The following is a 22800-nucleotide window of genomic DNA, read 5'->3' as shown; positions in this document are numbered from 1 at the left end:
CGGAGTACTAAATTTTAGGGAAAGGTGAATTCAGAAGCTTCTCAATGCTTAATGCAACAGCAAGCACACGCTCATCCTGCCCTGCCTGACCTGCAACTTGAAAGCCAATAGGCATTCCAACCTTTCCCATACCACAGGGAAGAGACACACCACACCAATCCAGAAAATTACCTATTGATGTATTACGTAATGTCTTGGCATTGGTTTGAAAAAACAGATCGTCATCACACAGTGGCGCAATTTCTGGTGCTACATGGGGTAATGTTGGCGAGAGCAGTAATTCATCCGGTTCAAGCATGGCCCTAACCTCCTTAATCAGCCGCGCCCGTACTTCCAGAATTTCTGCGTAATTCTCAGGTGTTGTCTTTTCACCCAAGCGGATACGCGCAACAACGCGTGCGTCAATTAAAGCAGCCTCGGGGCCATTCAGTCTTTCTTTATGAAACTGATAAGCTTCAGCTGTCACCAGCGCCCCTGTTCGCGCAAAGAGTTTTGATATTTCATCAAATACCGGAAAGCTGATGCGTCGCACATGCGCCCCCGCCTGCTGGACAAGATTAACCGCGACTTCAAAAGCCTCAATAATCTCAGGTTCTGCCTCATCAAACATGACATTCGACGGTATGGCGAAAGATTGTCCGCGCAAAGGCAATGCCTCCATGTCGGCAACTGGCTGTCCACGCATCGCCGCATCAATCCAGATAGCATCCTGCACATTGAGACAGAGAGGCCCAAGTGCATCCAGACTTATTGCTAAAGGCACAATACCCTTCATACTGTAACGACCACGCGTTGCTTTATAGCCAACAACCCCGTTGAAAGCAGCTGGAATACGAACCGAACCTCCCGTATCTGTGCCAATTGCAACAGGTACAAGCCCAGCCGCAACAGCAACCCCTGCCCCTGATGATGAACCACCCGGTAATCGCGGAACATCCGTAGAGTTCGGATTATGTGGTGTGCCATAATGGGGATTAATTCCAAGACCTGAGAAAGCGAATTCACTCATATTGGTCAGGCCAACGGCAACCATTCCGGCTCTATTCAGGGCTGTCACAACATCAGCATCATGAGACGCTTCCGGGCTGTCTTTCAGAACAACGGAACCGGCTGTGGTTGTCCGACCTGCAATATCAAACAAATCTTTCCAGGCAACAGGGATGCCATCAAGTACACCACGGGATTTACCCAGCCGAATACGCGCCGAAGCCTCCTTGGCTTCGTTACGGGCCCGCTCGGTCAAGACAGCTGTAAAAATGGACGGGTCATCATGAGCTGTAATAGCAGAAAGTGTTTCTTCGATGAGATCAACGGGATCCAGCTTACCAGACTGAATATCTGCAGATAACTGTGAAACCGATTTTTTATTACGGCATGAACCCATCACACATTCCTCACCCAGATAGACTTGAAACGCTACTCTATAGACCATAAAAAAATGCATGCCAGTACATTAATTATGGTAGAGCATGTCACGACTTCTATTACAGTAAAGGTAAAAGAATGAAACGCTTCCTAATTCCAACATCACTTCTTATTGTTGCTTTTACTTTAAGTGCCTGTGCCAATACGTCATCACGTGTCCAGCGTACAGATTACTTTTCAGGCCTCAGCATTTCAATGCCAATCGGTGCTGCAAAATAAGGCTGCCTGTAAGGGCAGCCTTAAAGAGTAATTCACAATAGAGGTCTGTCTGACGCAAGGCGTCAATTGATAACTTCATAATCTACGACGCTCACACCGCGCGCAATCATTCCAAGTTCAGAAGCACAGCCACGAGATAAATCAAGAATACGACCGGTCCTTTTTGCCGGGCCGCGGTCTGTTACCTGACAGGTTACAGCTTTACCCGAATGCCTGTCAGTTATTCGAAGAACCGTTCCAAACGGCAGAGAACGATGTGCAACTGTTTTTCCGTGGGGGTTGTAGCGCTGTCCAGAGGCTGTATGGGTTCCAGATTCATGTCCGTACCAAGAGGCTTTCCCAGTCTCAGCCTGTGCCGTTGAGCATGTCAAAAGAAATGCCGCGACAGCAATATATCGTAATTGCATTACACCTCATAATTATTCAGCGTGTTCTTAAACAGAAGGTGATTAATATAAGAGACATCCTCAGATCTAATCACCCGTTGATAGCAGGGATATCTGATGTCTATTTATGTCATAAATGTGGAATCTGATTTTTATTACTAATATTTAATATTATTATATTTTTTCATTAAAGATAATTACTAACAAATCCTTAAAATTTATCTCAGTAAATTATAGTTTTTCTATTCATCAAATTTTTCTTACAGCTTACAGATTACTCTGCAATTTTAGGAACATAGCCGAGAACATCAATCAGCATCCCGACAACCATCTGCTGATCATCATGTGCCTGTACTGCATCTGTATATGCAAGACTTAAAGCTTCTGTTCGTTCTTTCCCGGCAGCTGTCAGCTTATCATGCAGGTTTTGAACCTGAGCCAAAAGTTTTCGATGCTCAATGATGGCATCTACTGCCATTCCCTCAATCTGAGATTGGTCAAGGTCCTTAAGATTCATTATGCCTCGCCCTTTAAAAACAAACAAAGAAACAGCGTAGAGGGAAATTTATACTATCTCCCTCTCCTTATCCAGCTCTTAGATAAAATTTCTACCAGGTTCGGACCTTATTAACCGGGCCCAAACCACCGGGCCTGACAGCACGACCGGGAACTGCTCGTGTCCGCGGCATCATCGGCCTGTTCATACCATTAACAGGCATCCGCTGTTTCATTTGTGGCTGCGGCATTCCAACAATAGGCCCACGTTCTTTAGGAACAGGATTGATGCCGACAGGGCCACCATAATAAGGCCGCCCGTAATAGGGACGTCCATATCTGTACGGCCTGTCATACCGATAACGATAGCGGGAATAGCCATAATAGCCATCATCCCAGCCATAATATGGATTACCTGAGTAGTAGTACTCACCATAATAGCCACCCACAGGTGTGACGCAGCCACCAAGCAAGAGAACCACCGGAATGATGAAGCATAATGCAAGCTTTTTCATCACTTCCTCCTCTGAATATCATATCTTGATATTAGGGCTCTTAGAGCTGAAATTCCAGACATATTGCAAAGATAATAAAAAAGGCCCGCCGTAGCGAGCCTTCTCAATACCGAACAGGCAGATTAGTTTTCTTCCTGCTCGAAATGACCACACCAGTCAGTGGATGTCACAACCGGCCACAGACCACGTGCATCCGGCTCAGGCTGTGTAACAGGCGGATTAAAGCGGCAAAGCCCTTTATCCGTATCTGCCTTACCCTGATTAACAATGTGATCTTCATAAAATGCGCAGCTGCTGCAGGAAAGATTGCTCATGACTGATCTCCAGATCATCACTTTAAAAAAATTATAAACTAGAATTTTTATAAACTAAATAAACATATCTGGCAAGTTTGATTTAATGGGTAATGCAATCGTATTCCAAGTTTAGATATATAGTTTAATTAAAGATAACGCATTGATAAATAATGATAATTTTTTATCTAAAAAGTATTTCTTATAAATACTAACTTGACCAGAAATCATCTCTAAGAAAAAAATTTCATAGTCATCTCCTCTCTACTCCCAAGGATTACTATGAGAAGGTCAGCAAGAAGCTTCATCATTCTAACTTTGTGCATTGTAATTGGCTGTGCCATTCTCTTTCTTGCATCAGTAGGCGCAAAAAACGAAAAGCTGGAAATAGATCTAGCCAATTCAGAAACTCTGGAAGAAGCACTGCCTAAAGCCGAAAAAGGTGATTATTTACGACAATTCCACGTCGGCGTCATATATTATAAGAGTGCTGCCGAAGTCCCGGAGAATATGAAAAAAGCTATTTACTGGTTTAAAAGAGCAGCTGAACAAGGTGACAGTACAGCTCAATATAATCTCAGCTATATTCTTGGAGATAAAGAAAGCCCTTATTTTGACAAGGATCAGGCACTTTACTGGTTACAGATGTCAGCCAATCAGGAGAATGCATCAGCTCAAAATGATCTTGGGCGCGAATATGCCTTTGGGTCTCTCGTTCCCCGAAACAAGAAATTAGGAGAGGAATTGCTCCTTAAGGCAGCAGAGAAAAAAGTAAGAATAGCCGCATATAATCTTGCATTACTCTATTATTATGATGATGAAAATGAACTGGAAATGCCGTCTTCTGAAGCATTAAAATGGATGAAGATAGCAGAGGCCAACGGTATTTTAGCCGCTCAAAATGATCTTGGTCTAATGTACCGAGATGGATTGAAAGCCCCAAAAAATCCTGCACTAGCTAACGAGTTACTAAACAAAGCAGCAAGTCGCAATTACTTACAAGCCCAATATGAACTAGGCCTTAGTGCCTATAAAGGCCTTGGTCAGGCTGTTGACAAGCAAAAAGCGATTGAATGGTTCAAAAAAGCAGCATGGCAGGGACATTATTACTCCCAGAGAAAACTGGCTGGTATGTATTACGATGGTGACGGCACCCCACAAGATTATGAGCAGGCCTTCTTCTGGTTTAAAAAAGCAAACCATACTGGTTCTATCGAATCTAAGATCAATCTCGCAAACATGTATCTCTATGGGCATGGAACAGAAAAGAACGCAACGAAAGCTTTCCAGTTATTATTTGAAGCAGCAGAAGAAGGCAGCGCAATAGCTCAATACCGGTTAGCAAAAATGTACTCTTTAGGAACGGATGTCACAGCCAACTATCAAACAGCTTTTATGTTATTTTTAAAATCAGCTGAACAAGGCTATGCATTGGCCCAAACGGCCCTCGGCCATGCCTATTTAATCGGCCGTGGTGTTGAACAAAATATTGAGCAGGCAATAGAATGGACAACAAAAGCAGCGGAACAAGGCCACGCCAATGCTCAGTTGATATTAGGGAAAATGTACTATTCAGGCCTGATACAGCCGCAAGATAAAATAAAAGGCCTTGAGCTCATCCAAAAAGCTGCCCAGCAAGGCGAAGAAGAAGCCTTGCGTATTCAGAGTGATACTAGCTCTCTTGAGCTCTTTACTGAAAAATTCAAAAATTTTATGGAAACGACTAACCTAAATAGTATGGAAAATAATTAGATCATTGGTGGAGTAACGGAGCCTTTCTTCAGCTTCAAATATCCTTCTACAGACTGAAATCATTTACAATTTATCAGACTAATTGTACAAAAATTTGTGTTAGAAATTATAAAAAAAAATAAATGAGAGAAATAAAATTTCTCAATTATAGGCTACAAATGAGACAATTTACAGTTACCATTTCAGCTGCTTTAGCAGCTGTTTATCTACATACATCCCCAGTCAATGCGCAAACTCTTACGTGCGAAAAAGCCTATGAGAGCAAGGCATATGATGAAGCATTTAAACTATGCGTGCGTTCTGAAGAGCAAAAAAAACCAGAATCTCAGTTTATCATGGGGTTGATGTATAATAGCGGCAAAGGCACCTCGCCAGATAAAAGCAAAGCAGCTCAGTGGTTTGCAAAAGCGGCAGAACAAAACCATGCGAAAGCTCAATACAATCTGGGATTGATGTATTTTACAGGTGATGGCTTTCCGAAAGATTTCTCTATTGCCGCAAAATGGTTTCAAAAGGCTGCGGACAATGGTTATGCCAGCGCCCAATATAATTGCGGCATCATGTTTGATAAAGGCGTCGGTGTTCCTGAAAACAGCGAAAAAGCCTTTCAGTATTTCAAGAAAGCGGCTGAACAGAACCATCTCAAAGCGCAGTATAACCTCGGCAATATGTACGCCAATGGACAGGGTACAGCTATGAATAAAGAGCAGGCTGCTCTTTGGTATAGTAAAGCTGCGGAACAAGGCCTGCCACAAGCTCAATATAGCCTAGGCAATATGTATATTGCTTCCAAAGATAATGCGAAAGCCAGTTATTGGTTTGAAAAGGCGGCAGAACAAGGTAACGCACAAGCACAATACAAACTGGGCATAGCCCATTACCTCGGCTTGGGAATACCAAAAGATAAATCAAAAGCCATCTTCTGGCTTGAAAAAGCTGAAGAGCAAGGTCTGCCAGAAGCAAAGAGAATGCTTGAGAAAATGCCAAAAGAATAAAAAGAGATTTAATGAAAATGGTGGGTCATGAGGCCCCAAGCAGGCCATTATGAGAGATGTCACCGATACATAAATTCGTTGAAAAACAAAGGAACCTATTCAACTTTGTTCACGTTATTTCATTGGCGTTTCGTTGGCGTTTCGTTGGCGTTTCGTTGGCGGTAGGCTGATAAGTCCTTAACTAGCGATCAACACATCCCGCAAACTTTTTCACCCAAAACGGGGTAAATGGAGACAAGCAGATTCCATTGGAAATACGAAGAAATACTTGCCCATTAACTTCTACATGAGGAATGAATAATTTTCTCTTTATACCCAAAGATAACTTGTCGCCTGGCTCTACGCGAGACTTTCTATAATTAATATATGATTCTTCTTTTAAAAATTTATGTTCGTATTCTTTAAGTATACAAGTCTCGTCAGGTTTTGTTCCACGGCATTTATTAATAGGGACAAGTAGATGTTTACCATCTTGACTGCGATCAGTACAAACTACAAATAGGTGTTTTCTTTCTGGATCATGCGAAGGACCAGAAGCAATTAAAATTGTATTTCTCTTTAATATGAGCCCCATTGCTTCCATCAATTAAGTGATGCAAACAACTTATCAATTTGAGCATAATCGTCAATCATTTCTTCTTGCTCATTGCTATCCTCAATACCGACATATCCTAAAATTCGAGATAGAGGTATGGAAGCAGAACCACCGCAAGGATCCTCCCACTCTGGAACATTTTTTTTATCGTGCGTCCAGTCCTTTAGTTGGTACTGGTTCATATGACCAAAATCTTCCCAAAGCGCTTCCAAGTATTGAACTTCCGCTACACTCAGTTCATCAAAATCAGATACAGAGAACTTCCTAGCTGTAGCAATATTATAATTTTTGACTTCTTTAAGAAACTCAGACCAGCCTTCTTCATCTGAGATTTCTGCTGTATAGACACCTTTAGCAAAATCATATGTCGTTGAATTCACAGGACCATGGGGCATAGAACAACGCGGCTCTTCCAACATTGGAAAACCACTTTCTTGAATACTTTTCCTATCAGACAAATAAACAAGCTTCATCGCCTTTAGAATATTAATCCTCCCACCCTCTTTTGTAGCAAAAAAAGCTATAATTTGAGCAGCTTTTCTTGCATTATAAGCTGGATCAATTTTTTGCTTATAGGTAGATGGATGGGGTAACCTAACCATATAAAATCACCTTCAATTACTAAGTGTCATTTTGCGGTTACCAAAACGCCTATATTTATTACGACTCTATGTGAGTTATTATAGAACAAAACCGGAAAAAGTCCAATATTTTCATATATTTTCTGTGGATTAGTGTTCGTTGCCGACTTGACTTTAACAGAGTCCAATATTTTTAGCTATGATAGTTCATGAAACGAGAACAATGAAAGCTCAAATCATAAAAAACACCATCTAATGCGAGATGGTAGTAATATCATTAATGCAATCGGCAATAATCCGCATAAGCGTCAACCTGTGGGTGTATCTGTGGGGGATAATGCTGATAAAGAAAATGAACAGTCGTAAGCCATTGAAAACATTGGTGGGTCAGGAGGGACTTGAACCCCCAACCAGACCGTTATGAGCGGCCGGCTCTAACCAATTGAGCTACTGACCCGTAGCATGGATATGATGCTGGATGTTCATTAACTGGAAAAGGCTGTTTGAGGCAATGGGTAATTATGCTTTTCTCGCCCTTTCCTGCTCTTTTCCCGAAAAAGCTTAATCAAGCCTAATTTTTACTCGGACGATAGATATCTATCGGATCCGTTAATCCTGGCACAGGATAAGAACCGATACGCTCCAGATCAAACCACAATTGCTCAGCAAAGGGCTTGCTGGTCAGTAGTGGTTCATGGAGATCGCGGTTCATCCGGGCAATACGACTTGCCAAATTCACGTCAGGGCCAATGACGGTAAAGTCCAGCCGGGAGCCTGAACCAACGTTTCCGTATGCGGCTTCACCATGGTGCAGGGCAATACCGATTGAAACAGGCTGTTTAAATCGGCCACTCTGGTTGGCCTGCTCAATCATTTGCAAGCTTCTGGTCGCTGCCTTAAGCGCACTATAGGCGGCAGAACCCGTATCATCAGCATAATCCCGGAAAATCGCCAGAATTCCATCACCAATATATTTTAAAACCTCTCCACCATTCTGCTCGACGCAGGGCACAACGCAGTCAAAATAGGTATCAAGCAGGTCAACCGTCTCTTCCGGGCTCTGAACAGCAGCAATGCGCGTATAATCCCGCATATCAGCAAACAGAATTGCAGAGCGGATACGTGTTACCTGCCCACGGCGTACAGTGCCGGAAAGGATTTCCTGCTTTGGTTCACTACCAACATAAGTGCTCAACATTGTATGAATCTTGTAATTCGCAATGAGAACTTCCAGTGTTAGCGTCAATGTTGGCAGAATGGCATCAATAATTGCCAGTACTGAAGGGCCAAAACTCTCTGGATCCTTACTGGCAAAGCCAATCGCATTTCTAGTCTCATCAGCATAACTTAACGGTACGAAGAGGCACCGATGGTACCCCTCTTCCTTGAACTTCTGTAAGACAGGAAACTTTTCAAGTTCCGGATCATCAAGATCAAGCAGAAGCCACTCACCTGTCCGGTTTACAAAATTCAGGGGCGTACTCTCATCAGTCAGCAGCTCATCTTCTTCATGCCGAACCACATAAGTTGTGGTGCCGGCTTCCTCTGTCCAGAAGCGGCCAACACCTGCGTATTCCGAATGTAACGTCTGAATAATAGCTGCGACATTATCAATTTTCAGACCTGCCTGCCCTAGTATCTTACCAAAGGCACTCAAAAAATCTTCGGCAGGAAACTTACGTGGCACCTCTGAGAGCAGCCGATCTCTGATCAGGAGCGCAGTGGCTAATTCTTCAGGTGAAAGCGAGGAGATAGCCGGTACAGAATAGTTTTCAGAAGCCTCCTGCATACATGTCCGGAATCTGTTCTTAGGCATGTCGCCACCACTGTCAGTCTTTATTTCGGAAGCAGGTGAAGCTGGCCATGGATATTGGTAGCCAGAACCCGACGTTTGGAAAACTGAGGTAACGCAAGATTACCCAGCCAGAGCTTATATAGGAAGCGCTGCTTTCTATTACAAAGGTATAAAACGAAAAATGGCCCCATTAGGGCCATTTAATCTTATTCTCTTAAAATCTGAATTAATTATCCAGGAAGCTACGCAGCTTACGGCTACGGGATGGATGCTTCAGCTTGCGAAGAGCCTTGGCTTCAATTTGACGAATACGTTCACGTGTCACCGAAAACTGCTGGCCAACCTCTTCAAGAGTATGGTCGGTATTCATCCCGATACCAAAGCGCATACGCAGCACACGCTCTTCACGCGGCGTCAGTGATGCCAGAACGCGTGTTGTCGTCTCACGCAGGTTAGACTGGATCGCAGCATCAATTGGCAGAATGGCGTTCTTGTCTTCGATGAAGTCACCAAGATGGCTGTCTTCCTCGTCACCAATTGGTGTTTCGAGGGAGATAGGTTCCTTGGCAATCTTGAGGACCTTACGAACCTTCTCCAGAGGCATAGCCAGCTTTTCAGCCAGTTCTTCCGGTGTTGGTTCGCGACCAATTTCATGCAGCATCTGGCGCGAAGTCCGAACGATCTTATTGATCGTTTCAATCATATGCACCGGAATACGGATTGTACGGGCCTGATCGGCGATTGAACGGGTAATCGCCTGGCGAATCCACCATGTGGCATAAGTCGAGAACTTGTAACCACGGCGATATTCGAACTTGTCGACGGCCTTCATCAAACCGATATTGCCTTCCTGAATAAGATCGAGGAACTGCAAACCACGGTTTGTATATTTCTTGGCGATAGAGATCACCAGACGCAGGTTCGCCTCAATCATCTCCTTCTTGGCCTGACGCGCTTCACGCTCGCCCTTCTGGACCATGGAAACGATACGACGGAACTCCTGAATCTCGAGGCCGGTTTCAGAGGCCAGCGTATGGATACTGTCACGCAGAACGTGAATCTGATCCTTACCGTTGGCAACAAATTCCTTCCAGCCTTTACCGCCCAGTTTGGAAACACGTAAGACCCATTTCGGATCCAGTTCCCAGTTCTGGTAGTGCTTCAGGAATTCTTCCCGGGCAACGCCATAGCTCTCGGCAAGGCGCATCAGGCGGCCCTCGTGAGAAATAAGACGCTTGTTAATATCGTACAGCTGCTCAACAAGAGCTTCAATACGGTTATTGTTCAGAGAAAGCGACTTAACGTCAGCAACAATCTCTTCCTTCAGCTTCTTGTACTTACGTTCCTGTGCAGGCGTAAGCTGCTTGTTCTGCATGCGCTGTTCCACATGCTCAACCTGCAGACGGCGAAGCTTCTTGTAGTTGTTTGCAATGCAGTCAAATGTCTCAAGAACACGCGGCTTGAGCGCCATTTCCATGGCAGACAGGGACACGTTATTGTCCATGTCATCATCATCAAGATCGCCGTCGAGATCAGAAACATCACCTTCTTCACCAGAAGCACCATTAATCTGCTCAGCTGGAGCTGGACGCGCTGCAGCAGCCGGTGCTGGTGGCGGAGCGACAGGTGGCAGGCCAGCAATACCCTCAGCAGCTTCTTCATCACCCTCTTCGCCATCTTCACGTCCAACACGTGTATCTGGCCCGGAGTAAGTTGCTTCAAGATCAATAATATCACGCAGGAGAACACGCCCTTCGACGAGCTCATCACGCCAGATGATAATAGCCTGGAATGTCAGTGGGCTTTCGCAGAGGCCGGCAATCATCGCCTCACGGCCAGCTTCTATGCGCTTGGCAATGGCGATTTCGCCTTCACGAGACAATAGCTCAACAGATCCCATCTCGCGCAGATACATGCGCACAGGATCATCAGTACGGTCTGTTGGCTCTTTAGCGTTTTCTTTTACAACAAGGGCACGACCCGATGTTGTTGCTATGCCACCAGCAGTGGCATCAACTTCACCATCCTGATGCTGTGCTTCTTCAGCCTCGTCAGCATCAACGACGTTGATACCCATTTCAGAAAGCTGACCGAGGATATCCTCAATCTGCTCAGAAGAGTATTCTTCTGAGGGCAGCACATCATTCAACTCGTCATAGGTTACATAGCCGCGTTCTTTCGCGACTTTGATCATCCGTTTCACAGCCTGATCAGAAAGATCAAGCAACGGACCATCACCCTGCTCCTGAGTTGTTTCTGTCTCGTCTTTGTCAGTAACCTTGGTCGCCATGCTTCCTCAACCTGATCCGCGCTGCCTACCGGAAAGCAGCAAATGCGAACGGGCGCTAAAATGCCATTCCGCATTTTAACACCACGGTCAATACCTTAACTACCGAACGACAACCGATTCGGCCAGCCGTCCAATTCATACGCCACGTTGTAATGGCGAAAAGCCGAATAGTCTCTCCTAAAAATCAAATTCTCAGAAAAATTATTCGTCTCAATAACTCATTATTATCTAACTACCCTGATTTGCCTTAACAAATCAAAAACGTTAATCTGCAAGTTCAAACCTTGTCTATATCAGCCTCAGCTCCGTCAAGGGAAAGAATCTGGTTTTGCAGATCGACTAATCTGGCAAAATTCTCTTCACTTTCATCCTCTGCCAGCAGCCTATGCGCATCTCTCAGCTCTTTATGTAGTGTGTGCGCCCTGTGATGCAAGGTAATAGCCTGCTTTAATGCATCCTCCAGCCTAATTTTATCAGCAAATGGATCTAGAACCCATTTATCTCCAAAATGAATACGGGTTTTCAAATGTTCAAAAGCTGTCAGCAAACCTGTTCGTTCAAGGCGATTACGTATAATATCTTCAGTAACATAGCCCTCACCTTGTGCCACACAGTCAATCAGCACAGAGCGGATGGAACGGGCACTGGCTGCGTCAAAATCAAGCAAGGCAAATTGCTCTGCCATAGACTGGAGCAGTTCCGGGTGTGACGTGAAAGCGCAGATAATCATACTTTCACGGGGTGATTCGCTCCCTCCGCCGATGAAAAGCTGGGAACGCGCAAGCTGTGGGCTTGCCTTCATGCCCTGTTTTGCTCCGCCTGAAGAATATCCCCCAACATTGCTACCTGGATATCTGCGATTATTATCGCGGCCCTTCTGATAGGATTGCTGATAGGGGTTCAGCGCATTGAGACGACTTCTGATCTCATCACGATAAAACCTTTTAAGCGTCTCATCACGAATACCGGCAACGACTTCCCTGAAGCGTACTTCCAGTGCAGCTCGGCGCTCCGGCGTATCATAAGCACCGGATTCTGTTTCTCTTGCCCAGAGCATATCAACCATAGGTTTTGCTCCGGCAATAATGCGTTCAAAAGCTTCTGCACCACCCGAGCGGGCAACATCATCAGGGTCTTGCCCATCGGGCAGCAGCGCAAAACGAATGGATTTTCCGGCACTCAGAGTTGAAAGAGCCACATCAAGTGCCCTGTAAGCAGCACGTCGACCGGCCTTGTCTCCATCGAAACAAAGAATAGGTTCATCAGCCATTCGCCACAATAAGCCAAGCTGGTTTTCAGTCAGTGCCGTTCCAAGCGGAGCAACAGCATTGGCAAAGCCGATAGCATTCAGAGCAATGACATCGACATACCCTTCCACGGCAATGACTGTGCCGCGATCATGAGCAGCATTGCGGGCCAGATGATGGTTATAAAGCAGATGCCCCTTGTTAAAGAGCGGCGTATCCGGTGAGTTCAGATATTTGGCAGGAACATCAGGAGACAGGGTTCGTCCACCAAAAGCGATAACCCGCCCACGGACATCACAGATCGGAAACATCACACGCTCACGAAAACGATCATAAGGCACCTTGATGTCTTCGGCAGCAACCAGCATGCCCGTCTCAATCATCATTTCAACGGGAACACCTTTTGAGGCAAGAAAATCGCGTAATGCATAACGTTCGGGTGACGCATAGCCAATTCTAAACTGTTTCTGAATACGCTCGCCCATACCACGGCGCTCCAGGTATTCTCTGGCTTTAGCGCCCACTCCCGTTTTAAGGTTGGCCTCAAAATACTGAGCTGAAAGCTCCATCACTTCATAAAGCGTCTTGCGCTTAACTTCCGTTTCCCGCTCTTCTCTGGTTGAAACAGGCAGCGCAATACCAGCTTCATTGGCAAGCCGTTCAACAGCTTCCGGAAAGCTTAAACCCTCTGTTTCCATCAGAAAAGTAAAGATGTCTCCGTGCTTTCCAGAGGAGAAACAATGATAGAACTGCTTCTGATCATTGACGTAGAACGATGGAGTCTTCTCGGCATTAAAAGGGGAAAGCCCTTTCCATTCCTTGCCCGCCTTCTTCAAAGACACACGTCTCCCAACAACCGTAGAGACCGGTATTCGGTTCCGGATTTCCTCCAGGAATGACGGGCTATAACGCAAAATTAAACCTCAAGACCCCATATCGTCAGGACATAATGGTGTCATAACTGAAAAATGGGGAAGTGCCTGCAAACGAATTGCATGCTCCCCACAATTCACATCCCAAGCTATTGTTTTATTATATATGGTGCCTGACGGAACTTCGCCACCCGGACGAAAAACTGTCCGGGTGAAACCTTATGCAAAATCAGGAAAGCATTTCCTTGACCAGAGCACTGGCCTTACCAAAGTCCATCTGACCGGCGTACTTGCCTTTCAGCAGGCCAATGACTTTGCCCATATCCTTGATACTGGCAGCACCAGTTTCTGTAATTGCGGCAGCAATGGCAGCCTTAACAGCAGCCTCATCCATCTGGGCAGGCAGATAAGAGCTAATGATTGCAGCTTCTTCGCGTTCCTGAACGGCGAGCTCAGGACGTCCGCCCTTTTCATAAATATCAGCAGATTCAGTACGTTGCTTAATCATCTTTTGCAGCAGGGCCATGATTTCATCGTCATTCGACTGCTCTTTGCCCGCCCCACGCGCCTCAATATCACGCTCTTTCAAAGCAGCAATAATCAGGCGAATGGTTGCCAGCTTTTGCTTTTCGCCGCTTTTCATTGCCTGCTTCATATCTTCTGTAAAACGCTGGCGCATTGAGCTTCTCCTTAATCAATAAGCATCAGATGGAGTGATCTTTCATTGACCTTGCACCCCATCATCCGCTAAATCCAAACACTTGAGCGCATGCGGTTAGCAGACGCTTGGCCGACTTTGTCGACCTCCTGTCTATGCACATAGAGAGATCACGACCATGCCGCAATACATGCACGCTACGGAAACCCCTTCCAGCGGATGGGAAGAACCGCGCGCAACAGCTGTTCTCGTTTTAGCAGATGGCACCGTTATAAAGGGTTTTGGTCTGGGAGCAACTGGTGAAGCATCCGGTGAGGTTTGTTTCAACACAGCCATGACCGGATATCAGGAAATTCTGACTGACCCTTCCTACTCTGGGCAGATCATTACTTTCACATTTCCCCATATCGGGAATGTCGGCGTCAACGACGAAGATATTGAAAGCGTCAACGCCGCATCATCAATCGGTGCCTGTGCCGTTGTTCTGGCCGCAGACATCACAACACCTTCCAACTGGCGCGCAACACGCAATCTGGACAGCTGGCTGAAAAGCCGCAATGTCATTGGAATATCCGGAGTTGATACACGTGCCCTCGCAGCTTTGATTCGCAGCAAAGGCATGCCCAATGCAATTATTGCTCATGAACCAAGTGGCAATTTTAATCTGAAAGCCCTTGAATCAAAAGCAAAGAACCTGCCATCAATGGATGGTCTTGATCTGGTTCCCGGTGTCACCAGCACCCAGCGCCTTGACTGGGATCAGACAACCTGGACCCTCGGTGAAGGGTACGGCAAACAGGAAAATCCGAATTATCACGTGGTCGCCATAGACTATGGCGTTAAGCGCAACATTCTGCGTCTGATTGCCAATGCTGGCTGCAAGGTAACAGTCGTACCAGCCACAACATCAGCTGAAGATATTCTGGCTCTCAAGCCGGATGGCGTTTTTCTGTCAAATGGTCCGGGAGACCCGGCAGCAACCGGCCAATATGCCGTACCGGTAATCCGCACCCTGATTGCCAAGAAAGTCCCGTTATTCGGTATCTGTCTTGGACATCAGATGCTCGGTCTTGCTGTTGGTGCATCAACCACCAAGATGCATCAGGGACACCACGGTGCCAACCATCCGGTTAAAGATAAAATAACCGGCAAGGTTGAGATCACATCGATGAACCACGGCTTTGCCGTTGATGCATCCACGCTTCCTGAAAACGTGGTAGAGACCCATGTGTCTCTGTTTGATGGCACGAATTGCGGCATTGCACTGACAGATGGCATGGCTTTCTCAGTTCAACACCATCCGGAAGCTTCTCCCGGCCCTCAGGATAGCCATTATCTTTTTGATCGGTTTGTTGAACTGATGGCAAAATCCAAAGCTGCCTGATCTTTTAAAGAAGAACCATATGCATCATCACTTTGTAATAAGATGCATATGGTTGAACACGTAAAACTTGCGCTTACCGTCTTTAGTCGGAAAGCACTTTTCATCCGGCATTTGCACGTGTATGGACTAACTTTAGGCCACTTCATAATCATAGAAGTCGCTTAGGAAATTTATTTGCTGCAGCCCTGCATCAAATCGGCTGGTTTGCCGGAAAGCTTCCGATCATTGCTTGATCCCATCCCATAGGCTCGCCAAAGCCGAGGGAGCAGAAACCGCCTGAGGCCCCTATGCCCAAACGTACTGACATCTCTTCTATTCTCATCATCGGTGCCGGACCTATCATTATCGGTCAGGCCTGCGAGTTTGATTATTCCGGAACACAGGCCTGTAAGGCACTCCGAGAAGAGGGTTATCGCGTTATTCTGGTAAACTCCAATCCGGCAACCATCATGACGGATCCGGAACTGGCAGATGCCACATATGTTGAGCCAATCACACCAGAAGTTGTTGCCCGGATTATCGAGAAAGAGCGTCCGGATGCGCTCCTCCCAACAATGGGCGGCCAAACAGCACTTAACTGCGCCTTATCGCTTAAAAAGATGGGTATTCTCGACCAGTTCAATGTTGAGATGATTGGCGCCACAGCTGAAGCCATTGACAAGGCTGAAGACCGTGAACTCTTCAGAGAAGCCATGACAAAGATTGGCCTCTCGACACCAAAATCATGCCTAGCCAATGCATCCGACCTCAAGAAGGCCGATTGGGATGCCTATATGGCAGAGCGCAATGCAACCGAGGCAATGGACCTGCATCCGGGCGACAAGAAACGTCGTCTTGGCGGGTTGGACTTCAAATGGAACTCCACCGAGAATGAGCGCCGCAAGCGCTATCAGGAACATGCCATGGGTGAAGCCCTTATGGCCCTTGCTGAAATCGGTCTTCCAGCCATTATCCGTCCTTCTTTCACCATGGGTGGAACAGGTGGCGGCATCGCCTATAACCGTGAAGAGTTTCTGGACATCGTTGAACGCGGGCTTGATGCCTCGCCAACCAATGAAGTTCTGATCGAGGAAAGTGTTCTTGGCTGGAAAGAGTACGAAATGGAAGTTGTTCGCGATAAAAAGGACAACTGTATCATCGTCTGCTCCATTGAAAACATCGACCCGATGGGTGTTCATACAGGCGACTCCATTACAGTCGCCCCTGCCCTGACACTGACAGATAAAGAATACCAGATACTGCGGGATGCATCGCTTGCCGTTCTGAGAGAGATTGGTGTTGAAACCGGTGGTTCCAACGTCCAGTTTGCGGTTAACCCTGAAAACGGGCGGATGATCGTGATTGAGATGAACCCGCGCGTCTCCCGTTCGTCCGCTCTTGCGTCCAAAGCAACAGGTTTTCCGATTGCCAAGGTCGCAGCTAAGCTTGCCGTTGGTTATACGCTCGACGAAATTGCCAATGATATTACGGGTGGTGCCACACCCGCATCCTTCGAACCGACCATTGACTACGTCGTCACAAAGATTCCGCGCTTTGCCTTTGAGAAGTTCCCCGGTGCTGAGCCAACTCTGACAACCGCAATGAAGTCGGTTGGCGAAGCAATGGCCATTGGCCGCACATTCCCGGAATCCCTGCAAAAAGCATTGCGGTCTCTCGAAACAGGCTTAAGTGGTCTGGACGATATTGAGATTGAAGGTCTGGGTAAGGGTGATGACAAGAATGCGATCAAAGCCGCCATTGGCACGCCAACACCGGATCGTATCCTTTACGTTGCACAAGCTTTCCGCCTTGGGTTTACTCTAGAGGAAGTCTATGAAGCCTGCAAGATCGACCGCTGGTTTCTGGAACAGCTGCAAGCAATTGTGGCAACGGAGCAGAAAGTTATTAAGCACGGCCTTCCGCAAACTCCGGAAGCCTTGCGTAATCTCAAAGCCATGGGTTTCTCTGATAACCGCCTTGCCGTTCTCGCCAAGATTGAAGAGAAAGCCGTTCGTGCATTAAGGCATAAACTCAATATCCGCCCGGCTTTTAAGCGGATTGATACCTGTGCTGCCGAATTCGCATCTCCAACAGCCTATATGTATTCAACTTACACCAGCCCCTTTAACGGCACTATTGCGAATGAAGCCGACCCGAGTGACAGAAAGAAAGTGATCATTCTGGGTGGAGGCCCCAACCGTATCGGTCAGGGTATTGAGTTTGATTACTGCTGCTGTCACGCCTGTTTTGCGCTGCATGATGCCGGGTTCGAGACCATTATGATCAACTGCAACCCGGAAACAGTCTCAACAGACTATGACACTTCTGACAGGCTGTACTTTGAACCTCTAACAGCGGAAGATGTTCTGGAGATCGTTGATATTGAACGCTCAAAAGGCACCCTTCACGGGGTTATCGTGCAGTTCGGCGGACAGACGCCTCTAAAACTGGCCCGTGCTCTGGAAGAGCATCAGGTCACTATTCTTGGCACTTCCCCTGATGCCATTGATCTTGCAGAAGATCGTGACCAATTCAAACGACTGCTCGACAAGCTGGACCTGAAACAGCCAAAGAACGGCATTGCCTATTCAGTTGAACAAAGCCGCCTGATTGCGAATGAGCTTGGCCTGCCATTTGTCGTACGGCCATCCTATGTTCTTGGCGGCCGGGCAATGGCGATTATCCGCGATGAGGCTCAGTTTGAAGATTATCTTCTCGGTACACTGCCAAGCCTTATTCCGTCGGATATTAAAGCCAGATATCCCAATGATAAGACGGGCCAGATCAATACCGTTCTGGGCAAGAATCCCCTGCTCTTCGATCGGTATCTTTCTGATGCGATCGAGATTGATGTTGACTGCCTGTGTGATGGTAAGGAAGCGTTCATTGCTGGTATCATGGAGCATATTGAAGAGGCCGGAATTCACTCCGGTGACTCCGCCTGCTCCCTGCCACCACGTTCACTCTCAGCTGAAACCATTGCAGAGCTGGAACGTCAGACAAAGGCACTCGCCCTTGCTCTCAATGTCGGCGGCCTGATGAACGTACAATACGCCCTGAAAGATGGTGTTATCTACGTTCTTGAGGTCAACCCACGTGCTTCCCGTACGGTACCATTTGTTGCAAAGGTTATCGGTGAACCAGTCGCCAAGATTGCAGCACGCGTTATGGCCGATGCAACACTGGCAGAGTTTAATCTCAAACCGAAAAAACTAAAGCATATTGCTGTCAAGGAAGCAGTGTTCCCATTTGCCCGCTTCCCGGGTGTCGATGTATTGCTTGGCCCTGAAATGCGCTCAACCGGTGAAGTTATCGGCCTGAGCTCTGACTTTGGCACAGCGTTTGCCAAAAGTCAGCTTGGGGCCAGTACCAATGTCCCGCGGACAGGTACTGTCTTCGTCTCCGTTAAGAACGACGATAAACCTAAAATTCTGGAAGCTGTCAGATTGTTGTCTGAGCTTGGCTTCAACATCACGGCATCAGGCGGCACACGCCAGTTTCTTGAAGACAACGGGATTCCAGCCCGCAAGATCAATAAGGTTCTTGAAGGTCGGCCTCATGTGGTTGATGCCATTAAAAATGGTGACATCCAGCTGGTCTTCAATACATCTGCAGGCGCCGGAGCAATATCTGACTCACGCAGCGTGCGTCGCGCAGCCCTCTTGCATAAAGTGCCATATTATACAACAGTGGCAGGAGCACTGGCTGCGACCAAAGGCATTCATTCCTACTCCAAGGAAGAACTTTCAGTCCGGTCATTACAAGAGTACTTCTCTTAAAAAGTATTTTGTGCTATATGCTAATTTGCAATCGCAATTGATAGGTCACTATCAGTTGCGATTTTTCATTATTTTGGCGGGTCAGTTGTAAGCTGGCCCGTTAGCTTTAAGGAATGAGAGCAGATATGGAAAAAGTGCCACTTACGGTTGCAGGTTTCAGTGCCCTTGAAGAGGAATTGAAGCAGCGCCAACAGGTTGAGCGCCCTCGCATTATCGAAGCGATTTCGGAAGCCCGTGCTCACGGTGACCTCTCCGAAAACGCCGAGTATCATGCGGCCAAAGAAGCACAGTCTTTGAATGAAGGTCGTATTCTTGAGCTTGAAAGCATGATCGCCCGAGCAGAGGTGATTGATATTACAAAGCTGGAAGGCAACCAGATCAAATTCGGTGCAACTGTTGAACTCGTCGATGAGGATACAGAAGAAGAAAGAACTTACCAGATCGTTGGTGACCCAGAGTCCGACGTCAAACTGGGACGCATTTCCATTTCTTCCCCAATTGCCCGTGCTCTGCTCGGTAAGACAATCGGTGACAGCGTACAGGTTCATACACCTGGCGGTGGCAAATCATACGAGGTTGTCGCTGTTCGCTTTGTCTGATTGACAGAGGGAAGCAACAAGCCCAAGCCGCGCAATTGTGCGGCTTTTTTATGGCCTTGCATCTCTGAGCAGGCAAAACAAAACCCGTAAAGAAATAAATCCGTACGGGTCTTTTTCGGAGCTTTAAGAAAACTTATTCTTTAGCAACAATATGATCGAGAGGCACCAGAGGTTCATCTTTGACTGCATCAATTGTCAGAGCAGTCCTGACATTGCGAACATTTGGCATTGAGGTCAGATCACTGACCAGGCTCTGGAAAGAATGCAGGTTTTTGGCAACGCATTTCAAAATGAAATCAATATCACCTGAAAGTGTCCAGCACTCCCGAACCATATCCCATTTGGATATCTGCTCTTCAAAGTTAGACAAATCTTCCTTGCCCTGAACCTTCAGCTGCACCATGGCAAAGCAGACAAGCTCAAAACCAAGGGCGCGGGGATCTAACATGGCGCGGTAAGACTTAATGATTCCCGAACGTTCAAGAGCACGAACCCTACGCAGACAGGGAGGGGCAGAAAGACCAACCCGACGGGCTAGTTCAACATTCGTTATACTGCCGTCAGCCTGTAGCTCTTTTAAAATAGCCCAGTCGATGGCATCTAGTCGTTCGCTCACTGGCAGGAACTCCAATTTATGATTCTGTTATCTCGATACCCATGGAGGTAAAAAACTATGTCGTTGAGTAGCTTGATCGAGATATTGATCAATCCCTGACAAAATTTTACCTATTCAGTAAAATCAGACCTATGATCTTGTTTCTATCTGCATGTAGACTTAGAAATCAAGGCCAAAGCGATTGGTCACACATATCTATGCAGTACTATCTCTGTTGATGGGCACAAGCTGGTTCTCAATTATGAGGAAGGTTATTATTAAATGCTGATCTGGGTTTTGACAGATGGCAAAGCAGGCGACGAGGTCCAATGTCTTGGCGTTGCAGAAGAACTTGGCGGACAGATAGAGCTACGCCATGTCGCAGCACGTGCGCCATGGTCATGGCTGGCACCTTGGGGACCAGTCAGCCCATCTGATAGACCCGGACATCCGGAAAGCCCCATTAGAGCCCCCTTCCCTGATTGCGCAATCGCCTCGGGACGACAGGCGGTTCCGTTTCTCCGCTTGCTTAAGAAGCTGTCTCCAAAAACCTATACTGTCTTTTTGAAAGATCCAAAGACAGGAGCGGATACAGCTGATCTCATCTGGGTACCGGAACATGACAGTTTACGTGGTGAGAATGTCATGACGTCCATCACACCACCCCATCGCCTCACCGCCGCAAAATTGCAGGCAGCACGGCGTTCCGGCGATCCCCGCCTCGATAAGATCAAAAGCCCTCGGGTTGCTGTTTTGGTAGGCGGTAAAAGCCAGCACCATCACTTTACAGCAACAGACATCAGCCTCTTTATTGAGAAACTGCAACAACTGATTACATCTGGTGCGCATCTTATGATTACCGCATCACGCAGAACACCGTCTTCACTGATTTCTGCACTTGAGCAGCTGGTGAAGAGTAAGTCCGGTCATTTTCTATGGGATGGAACAGGTGACAACCCATATCTGCCCATGCTTGCCACCGCAGATTACATCGTTGCGACAACAGATTCTTTCAATATGATTGGTGAGGCAACAGCAACGGGTAAACCCATTCTGGCTTTTGAGCCCAGTGGTGGGCATCCAAAATTATCTCGCTTCATCGCCCATTTGGTAGACTATGGAGCTGTGCACCCGCTCACAGGCCATCTTGAAGGAAGGCCATATAATCCGTTAGATGTTACCCAACTCATAGCATGCCGGATCAAAGAAAGAATGGCAGATCGTTAAAACTGCTCTGTTCCGGCACCAACCGCGCTTTTAGGAGAATGTAATGGCTGACCGCCACGCTAAAGTTTTAATCATTGGTTCCGGCCCGGCAGGGTACACAGCAGCAGTCTATACGGCCCGTGCAATGCTGAAACCTGTTCTTATTTCCGGAATGCAGCCAGGTGGGCAGCTGACAATTACAACCGAAGTTGAAAACTATCCTGGTTTCGCGGACCCAATTCAAGGTCCATGGCTGATGGATCAGATGCGTGCTCAGGCTGAAAACTGTGGCACTGAAATGATCTCAGACCACATCACCAAGGTCGATCTCTCCTCCCGCCCTTTCCGTATTGAAGGTGATGCCGGTTCCTACACCTGCGATTCCTTGATCATTGCGACGGGCGCTCAGGCACAATGGCTTGGCTTGCCATCCGAAACAAAGTTTCAGGGCTTTGGCGTTTCAGCTTGTGCAACCTGTGACGGCTTCTTCTTCCGCAACAAGAATGTGATTGTTGTCGGTGGCGGAAACTCAGCTGTTGAAGAAGCTCTTTATCTGGCTGGTATTGCAGCCAAGGTTACCGTTATTCACCGCCGCGATTCATTCCGTGCGGAAAAGGTTCTGCAGGAACGTCTTCTCAAGCATGAGAAAATTGAAGTACTCTGGGATAGCGTCATTGAAGAAATCTGCGGTGACAGCGCACCGCTGTCCGTAACACATGCCATGGTCAAGAATGTCAAAACCGGCGAAACCAGCCGTGTTGATGCTGAAGGCGTGTTCGTAGCCATTGGTCATAAGCCATCAACTGAGATATTCGCCGGACAGCTTGAGACTAAGCCAGGTGGCTATCTCAAGACTGCTCCAGACTCAACAGCAACCAACATTCCTGGGGTCTTTGCCGCCGGTGACGTCAGCGATGATGTATTCCGCCAAGCTGTAACAGCTGCTGGCATGGGCTGTATGGCCGCTCTTGAGGCAGAACGTTTTCTTGCTGCTCAGGAAGACTAAGAATTGAAAGCCCTGCAGTCTATTTTTCAGAATGCAGGGCTTTTTTATGGTCTAATACATTTGCATAGTTTTTGCATTTCACCCTTGCGTTTTACGCATAATGCTCCACTTTAACGACTGTACTTAAATCAAAA

At 46.9% G+C, this 22800-nt stretch carries 20 protein-coding genes and 1 tRNA gene; 8 read left to right on the top strand and 13 right to left on the bottom strand.

Going from position 1 to position 22800, the window contains the following annotated elements; translation table 11 throughout:
• Positions 1 to 7: 7 nt before the first annotated feature.
• Entirely contained in the window at positions 8 to 1384 is a 1377-nt protein-coding gene (locus tag WJT86_RS09495) for an amidase (protein WP_346337326.1), read from the bottom strand.
• A gap of 119 nt (positions 1385 to 1503) precedes the next feature.
• On the opposite strand from WJT86_RS09495, the gene WJT86_RS09490 reads away from it, so the two are divergent.
• A complete protein-coding gene (locus WJT86_RS09490; protein WP_346337325.1) occupies positions 1504 to 1644 on the top strand; it encodes a hypothetical protein in 141 nt (46 codons plus the stop codon).
• Positions 1645 to 1706: 62 nt separating this feature from the next.
• On the opposite strand, the gene WJT86_RS09485 is transcribed toward WJT86_RS09490, so the two are convergent.
• From WJT86_RS09485 to WJT86_RS09470, 4 genes are all read right to left on the bottom strand, one after another.
• Positions 1707 to 2051 (bottom strand): septal ring lytic transglycosylase RlpA family protein, encoded by a 345-nt coding sequence (locus WJT86_RS09485; protein ID WP_346337324.1) that lies wholly within the window; start codon positions 2049 to 2051, stop codon positions 1707 to 1709.
• A gap of 253 nt (positions 2052 to 2304) precedes the next feature.
• A complete protein-coding gene (locus WJT86_RS09480; RefSeq protein ID WP_346337323.1) occupies positions 2305 to 2547 on the bottom strand; it encodes a transcriptional repressor TraM in 243 nt (80 codons plus the stop codon).
• Between the two features lie 91 nt (positions 2548 to 2638).
• Positions 2639 to 3040 (bottom strand): hypothetical protein, encoded by a 402-nt coding sequence (locus WJT86_RS09475; RefSeq protein WP_346337322.1) that lies wholly within the window; start codon positions 3038 to 3040, stop codon positions 2639 to 2641.
• Between the two features lie 122 nt (positions 3041 to 3162).
• Complete coding sequence (locus WJT86_RS09470; protein WP_346337321.1) at positions 3163 to 3354, bottom strand: hypothetical protein; 192 nt, start codon at positions 3352 to 3354, stop codon at positions 3163 to 3165.
• 261 nt (positions 3355 to 3615) lie between these two features.
• Here WJT86_RS09470 and WJT86_RS09465 point away from each other — a divergent pair, with 261 nt between their 5' ends.
• Both WJT86_RS09465 and WJT86_RS09460 read left to right on the top strand, forming a co-directional pair.
• Positions 3616 to 5085, top strand: a complete 1470-nt coding sequence (locus tag WJT86_RS09465; RefSeq protein WP_346337320.1) for a tetratricopeptide repeat protein — start codon at positions 3616 to 3618, stop codon at positions 5083 to 5085.
• Between the two features lie 158 nt (positions 5086 to 5243).
• Positions 5244 to 6080: a tetratricopeptide repeat protein gene (locus tag WJT86_RS09460; protein ID WP_346337319.1), complete on the top strand. Its 837-nt coding sequence runs from the start codon at positions 5244 to 5246 to the stop codon at positions 6078 to 6080.
• 181 nt (positions 6081 to 6261) lie between these two features.
• Here the strand turns inward: WJT86_RS09460 and WJT86_RS09455 are convergent, their stop codons facing one another.
• From WJT86_RS09455 to WJT86_RS09425, 7 genes are all read right to left on the bottom strand, one after another.
• Complete coding sequence (locus tag WJT86_RS09455; protein WP_346337318.1) at positions 6262 to 6663, bottom strand: hypothetical protein; 402 nt, start codon at positions 6661 to 6663, stop codon at positions 6262 to 6264.
• Positions 6663 to 7277, bottom strand: coding sequence for a Panacea domain-containing protein (locus WJT86_RS09450; protein ID WP_346337317.1), 615 nt, complete (start codon positions 7275 to 7277; stop codon positions 6663 to 6665). Before WJT86_RS09450 ends, WJT86_RS09455 begins: the two co-directional genes overlap by 1 nt.
• 359 nt (positions 7278 to 7636) lie before the next feature.
• Positions 7637 to 7713 (bottom strand) — tRNA-Ile (locus tag WJT86_RS09445).
• A 114-nt stretch (positions 7714 to 7827) separates the two neighbouring features.
• Positions 7828 to 9072 carry an adenylate/guanylate cyclase domain-containing protein gene (locus WJT86_RS09440; protein WP_346337316.1) on the bottom strand — a complete coding sequence of 415 codons (1245 nt, stop codon included), beginning with the start codon at positions 9070 to 9072 and terminating at the stop codon, positions 7828 to 7830.
• 205 nt (positions 9073 to 9277) lie between these two features.
• On the bottom strand, positions 9278 to 11341 hold the full coding sequence (gene rpoD, locus WJT86_RS09435; protein WP_346337315.1) for an RNA polymerase sigma factor RpoD: 2064 nt from the start codon (positions 11339 to 11341) through the stop codon (positions 9278 to 9280).
• A gap of 277 nt (positions 11342 to 11618) precedes the next feature.
• Positions 11619 to 13502 carry a DNA primase gene (dnaG, locus tag WJT86_RS09430; protein WP_346337314.1) on the bottom strand — a complete coding sequence of 628 codons (1884 nt, stop codon included), beginning with the start codon at positions 13500 to 13502 and terminating at the stop codon, positions 11619 to 11621.
• Positions 13503 to 13689: 187 nt separating this feature from the next.
• The gene (locus WJT86_RS09425) at positions 13690 to 14139 is read right to left on the bottom strand and encodes a GatB/YqeY domain-containing protein (RefSeq protein ID WP_346337313.1); all 450 of its coding nucleotides are present in this window, start codon (positions 14137 to 14139) and stop codon (positions 13690 to 13692) included.
• 169 nt (positions 14140 to 14308) lie between these two features.
• On the opposite strand from WJT86_RS09425, the gene carA reads away from it, so the two are divergent.
• The 3 genes from carA (at position 14309) to greA (ending at position 19859) form a co-directional block, all read left to right on the top strand.
• Positions 14309 to 15502: a glutamine-hydrolyzing carbamoyl-phosphate synthase small subunit gene (carA, locus tag WJT86_RS09420; protein WP_346337312.1), complete on the top strand. Its 1194-nt coding sequence runs from the start codon at positions 14309 to 14311 to the stop codon at positions 15500 to 15502.
• A gap of 287 nt (positions 15503 to 15789) precedes the next feature.
• Positions 15790 to 19260 carry a carbamoyl-phosphate synthase large subunit gene (gene carB, locus WJT86_RS09415; protein WP_346337311.1) on the top strand — a complete coding sequence of 1157 codons (3471 nt, stop codon included), beginning with the start codon at positions 15790 to 15792 and terminating at the stop codon, positions 19258 to 19260.
• A gap of 125 nt (positions 19261 to 19385) precedes the next feature.
• Positions 19386 to 19859, top strand: a complete 474-nt coding sequence (gene greA, locus WJT86_RS09410) for a transcription elongation factor GreA (protein WP_346337310.1) — start codon at positions 19386 to 19388, stop codon at positions 19857 to 19859.
• Positions 19860 to 19992: 133 nt separating this feature from the next.
• Here greA and WJT86_RS09405 read toward each other — a convergent pair whose 3' ends face one another.
• Complete coding sequence (locus WJT86_RS09405) at positions 19993 to 20475, bottom strand: Lrp/AsnC family transcriptional regulator (RefSeq protein WP_346337309.1); 483 nt, start codon at positions 20473 to 20475, stop codon at positions 19993 to 19995.
• A gap of 261 nt (positions 20476 to 20736) precedes the next feature.
• Between WJT86_RS09405 and WJT86_RS09400 the strand changes: the two genes are divergently transcribed.
• Positions 20737 to 21681 carry a mitochondrial fission ELM1 family protein gene (locus WJT86_RS09400; RefSeq protein ID WP_346337308.1) on the top strand — a complete coding sequence of 315 codons (945 nt, stop codon included), beginning with the start codon at positions 20737 to 20739 and terminating at the stop codon, positions 21679 to 21681.
• Positions 21682 to 21724: 43 nt separating this feature from the next.
• On the top strand, positions 21725 to 22666 hold the full coding sequence (gene trxB / locus WJT86_RS09395; RefSeq protein ID WP_346337307.1) for a thioredoxin-disulfide reductase: 942 nt from the start codon (positions 21725 to 21727) through the stop codon (positions 22664 to 22666).
• Positions 22667 to 22800 lie beyond the last annotated feature (134 nt).

Source organism: Hohaiivirga grylli (genome assembly GCF_039655745.1).
Classification (GTDB): domain Bacteria; phylum Pseudomonadota; class Alphaproteobacteria; order Rhizobiales; family Beijerinckiaceae; genus Hohaiivirga; species Hohaiivirga grylli.
The sequence above is the reverse complement of the archived record's forward strand: the minus strand, read 5'-3'. Positions and strand labels throughout refer to the sequence as shown.

Coding starts and splice junctions, on each gene's coding strand:
- WJT86_RS09495 (WP_346337326.1), bottom strand. CDS start 1,384: ATGGGTTCATGCCGTAATAAAAAATCGGTTTCACAGTTATCTGCAGAT.
- WJT86_RS09490 (WP_346337325.1), top strand. CDS start 1,504: ATGAAACGCTTCCTAATTCCAACATCACTTCTTATTGTTGCTTTTACT.
- WJT86_RS09485 (WP_346337324.1), bottom strand. CDS start 2,051: ATGCAATTACGATATATTGCTGTCGCGGCATTTCTTTTGACATGCTCA.
- WJT86_RS09480 (WP_346337323.1), bottom strand. CDS start 2,547: ATGAATCTTAAGGACCTTGACCAATCTCAGATTGAGGGAATGGCAGTA.
- WJT86_RS09475 (WP_346337322.1), bottom strand. CDS start 3,040: ATGAAAAAGCTTGCATTATGCTTCATCATTCCGGTGGTTCTCTTGCTT.
- WJT86_RS09470 (WP_346337321.1), bottom strand. CDS start 3,354: ATGAGCAATCTTTCCTGCAGCAGCTGCGCATTTTATGAAGATCACATT.
- WJT86_RS09465 (WP_346337320.1), top strand. CDS start 3,616: ATGAGAAGGTCAGCAAGAAGCTTCATCATTCTAACTTTGTGCATTGTA.
- WJT86_RS09460 (WP_346337319.1), top strand. CDS start 5,244: ATGAGACAATTTACAGTTACCATTTCAGCTGCTTTAGCAGCTGTTTAT.
- WJT86_RS09455 (WP_346337318.1), bottom strand. CDS start 6,663: ATGGAAGCAATGGGGCTCATATTAAAGAGAAATACAATTTTAATTGCT.
- WJT86_RS09450 (WP_346337317.1), bottom strand. CDS start 7,277: ATGGTTAGGTTACCCCATCCATCTACCTATAAGCAAAAAATTGATCCA.
- WJT86_RS09440 (WP_346337316.1), bottom strand. CDS start 9,072: ATGCCTAAGAACAGATTCCGGACATGTATGCAGGAGGCTTCTGAAAAC.
- rpoD (WP_346337315.1), bottom strand. CDS start 11,341: ATGGCGACCAAGGTTACTGACAAAGACGAGACAGAAACAACTCAGGAG.
- WJT86_RS09425 (WP_346337313.1), bottom strand. CDS start 14,139: ATGCGCCAGCGTTTTACAGAAGATATGAAGCAGGCAATGAAAAGCGGC.
- carA (WP_346337312.1), top strand. CDS start 14,309: ATGCACGCTACGGAAACCCCTTCCAGCGGATGGGAAGAACCGCGCGCA.
- carB (WP_346337311.1), top strand. CDS start 15,790: ATGCCCAAACGTACTGACATCTCTTCTATTCTCATCATCGGTGCCGGA.
- greA (WP_346337310.1), top strand. CDS start 19,386: ATGGAAAAAGTGCCACTTACGGTTGCAGGTTTCAGTGCCCTTGAAGAG.
- WJT86_RS09400 (WP_346337308.1), top strand. CDS start 20,737: ATGCTGATCTGGGTTTTGACAGATGGCAAAGCAGGCGACGAGGTCCAA.
- trxB (WP_346337307.1), top strand. CDS start 21,725: ATGGCTGACCGCCACGCTAAAGTTTTAATCATTGGTTCCGGCCCGGCA.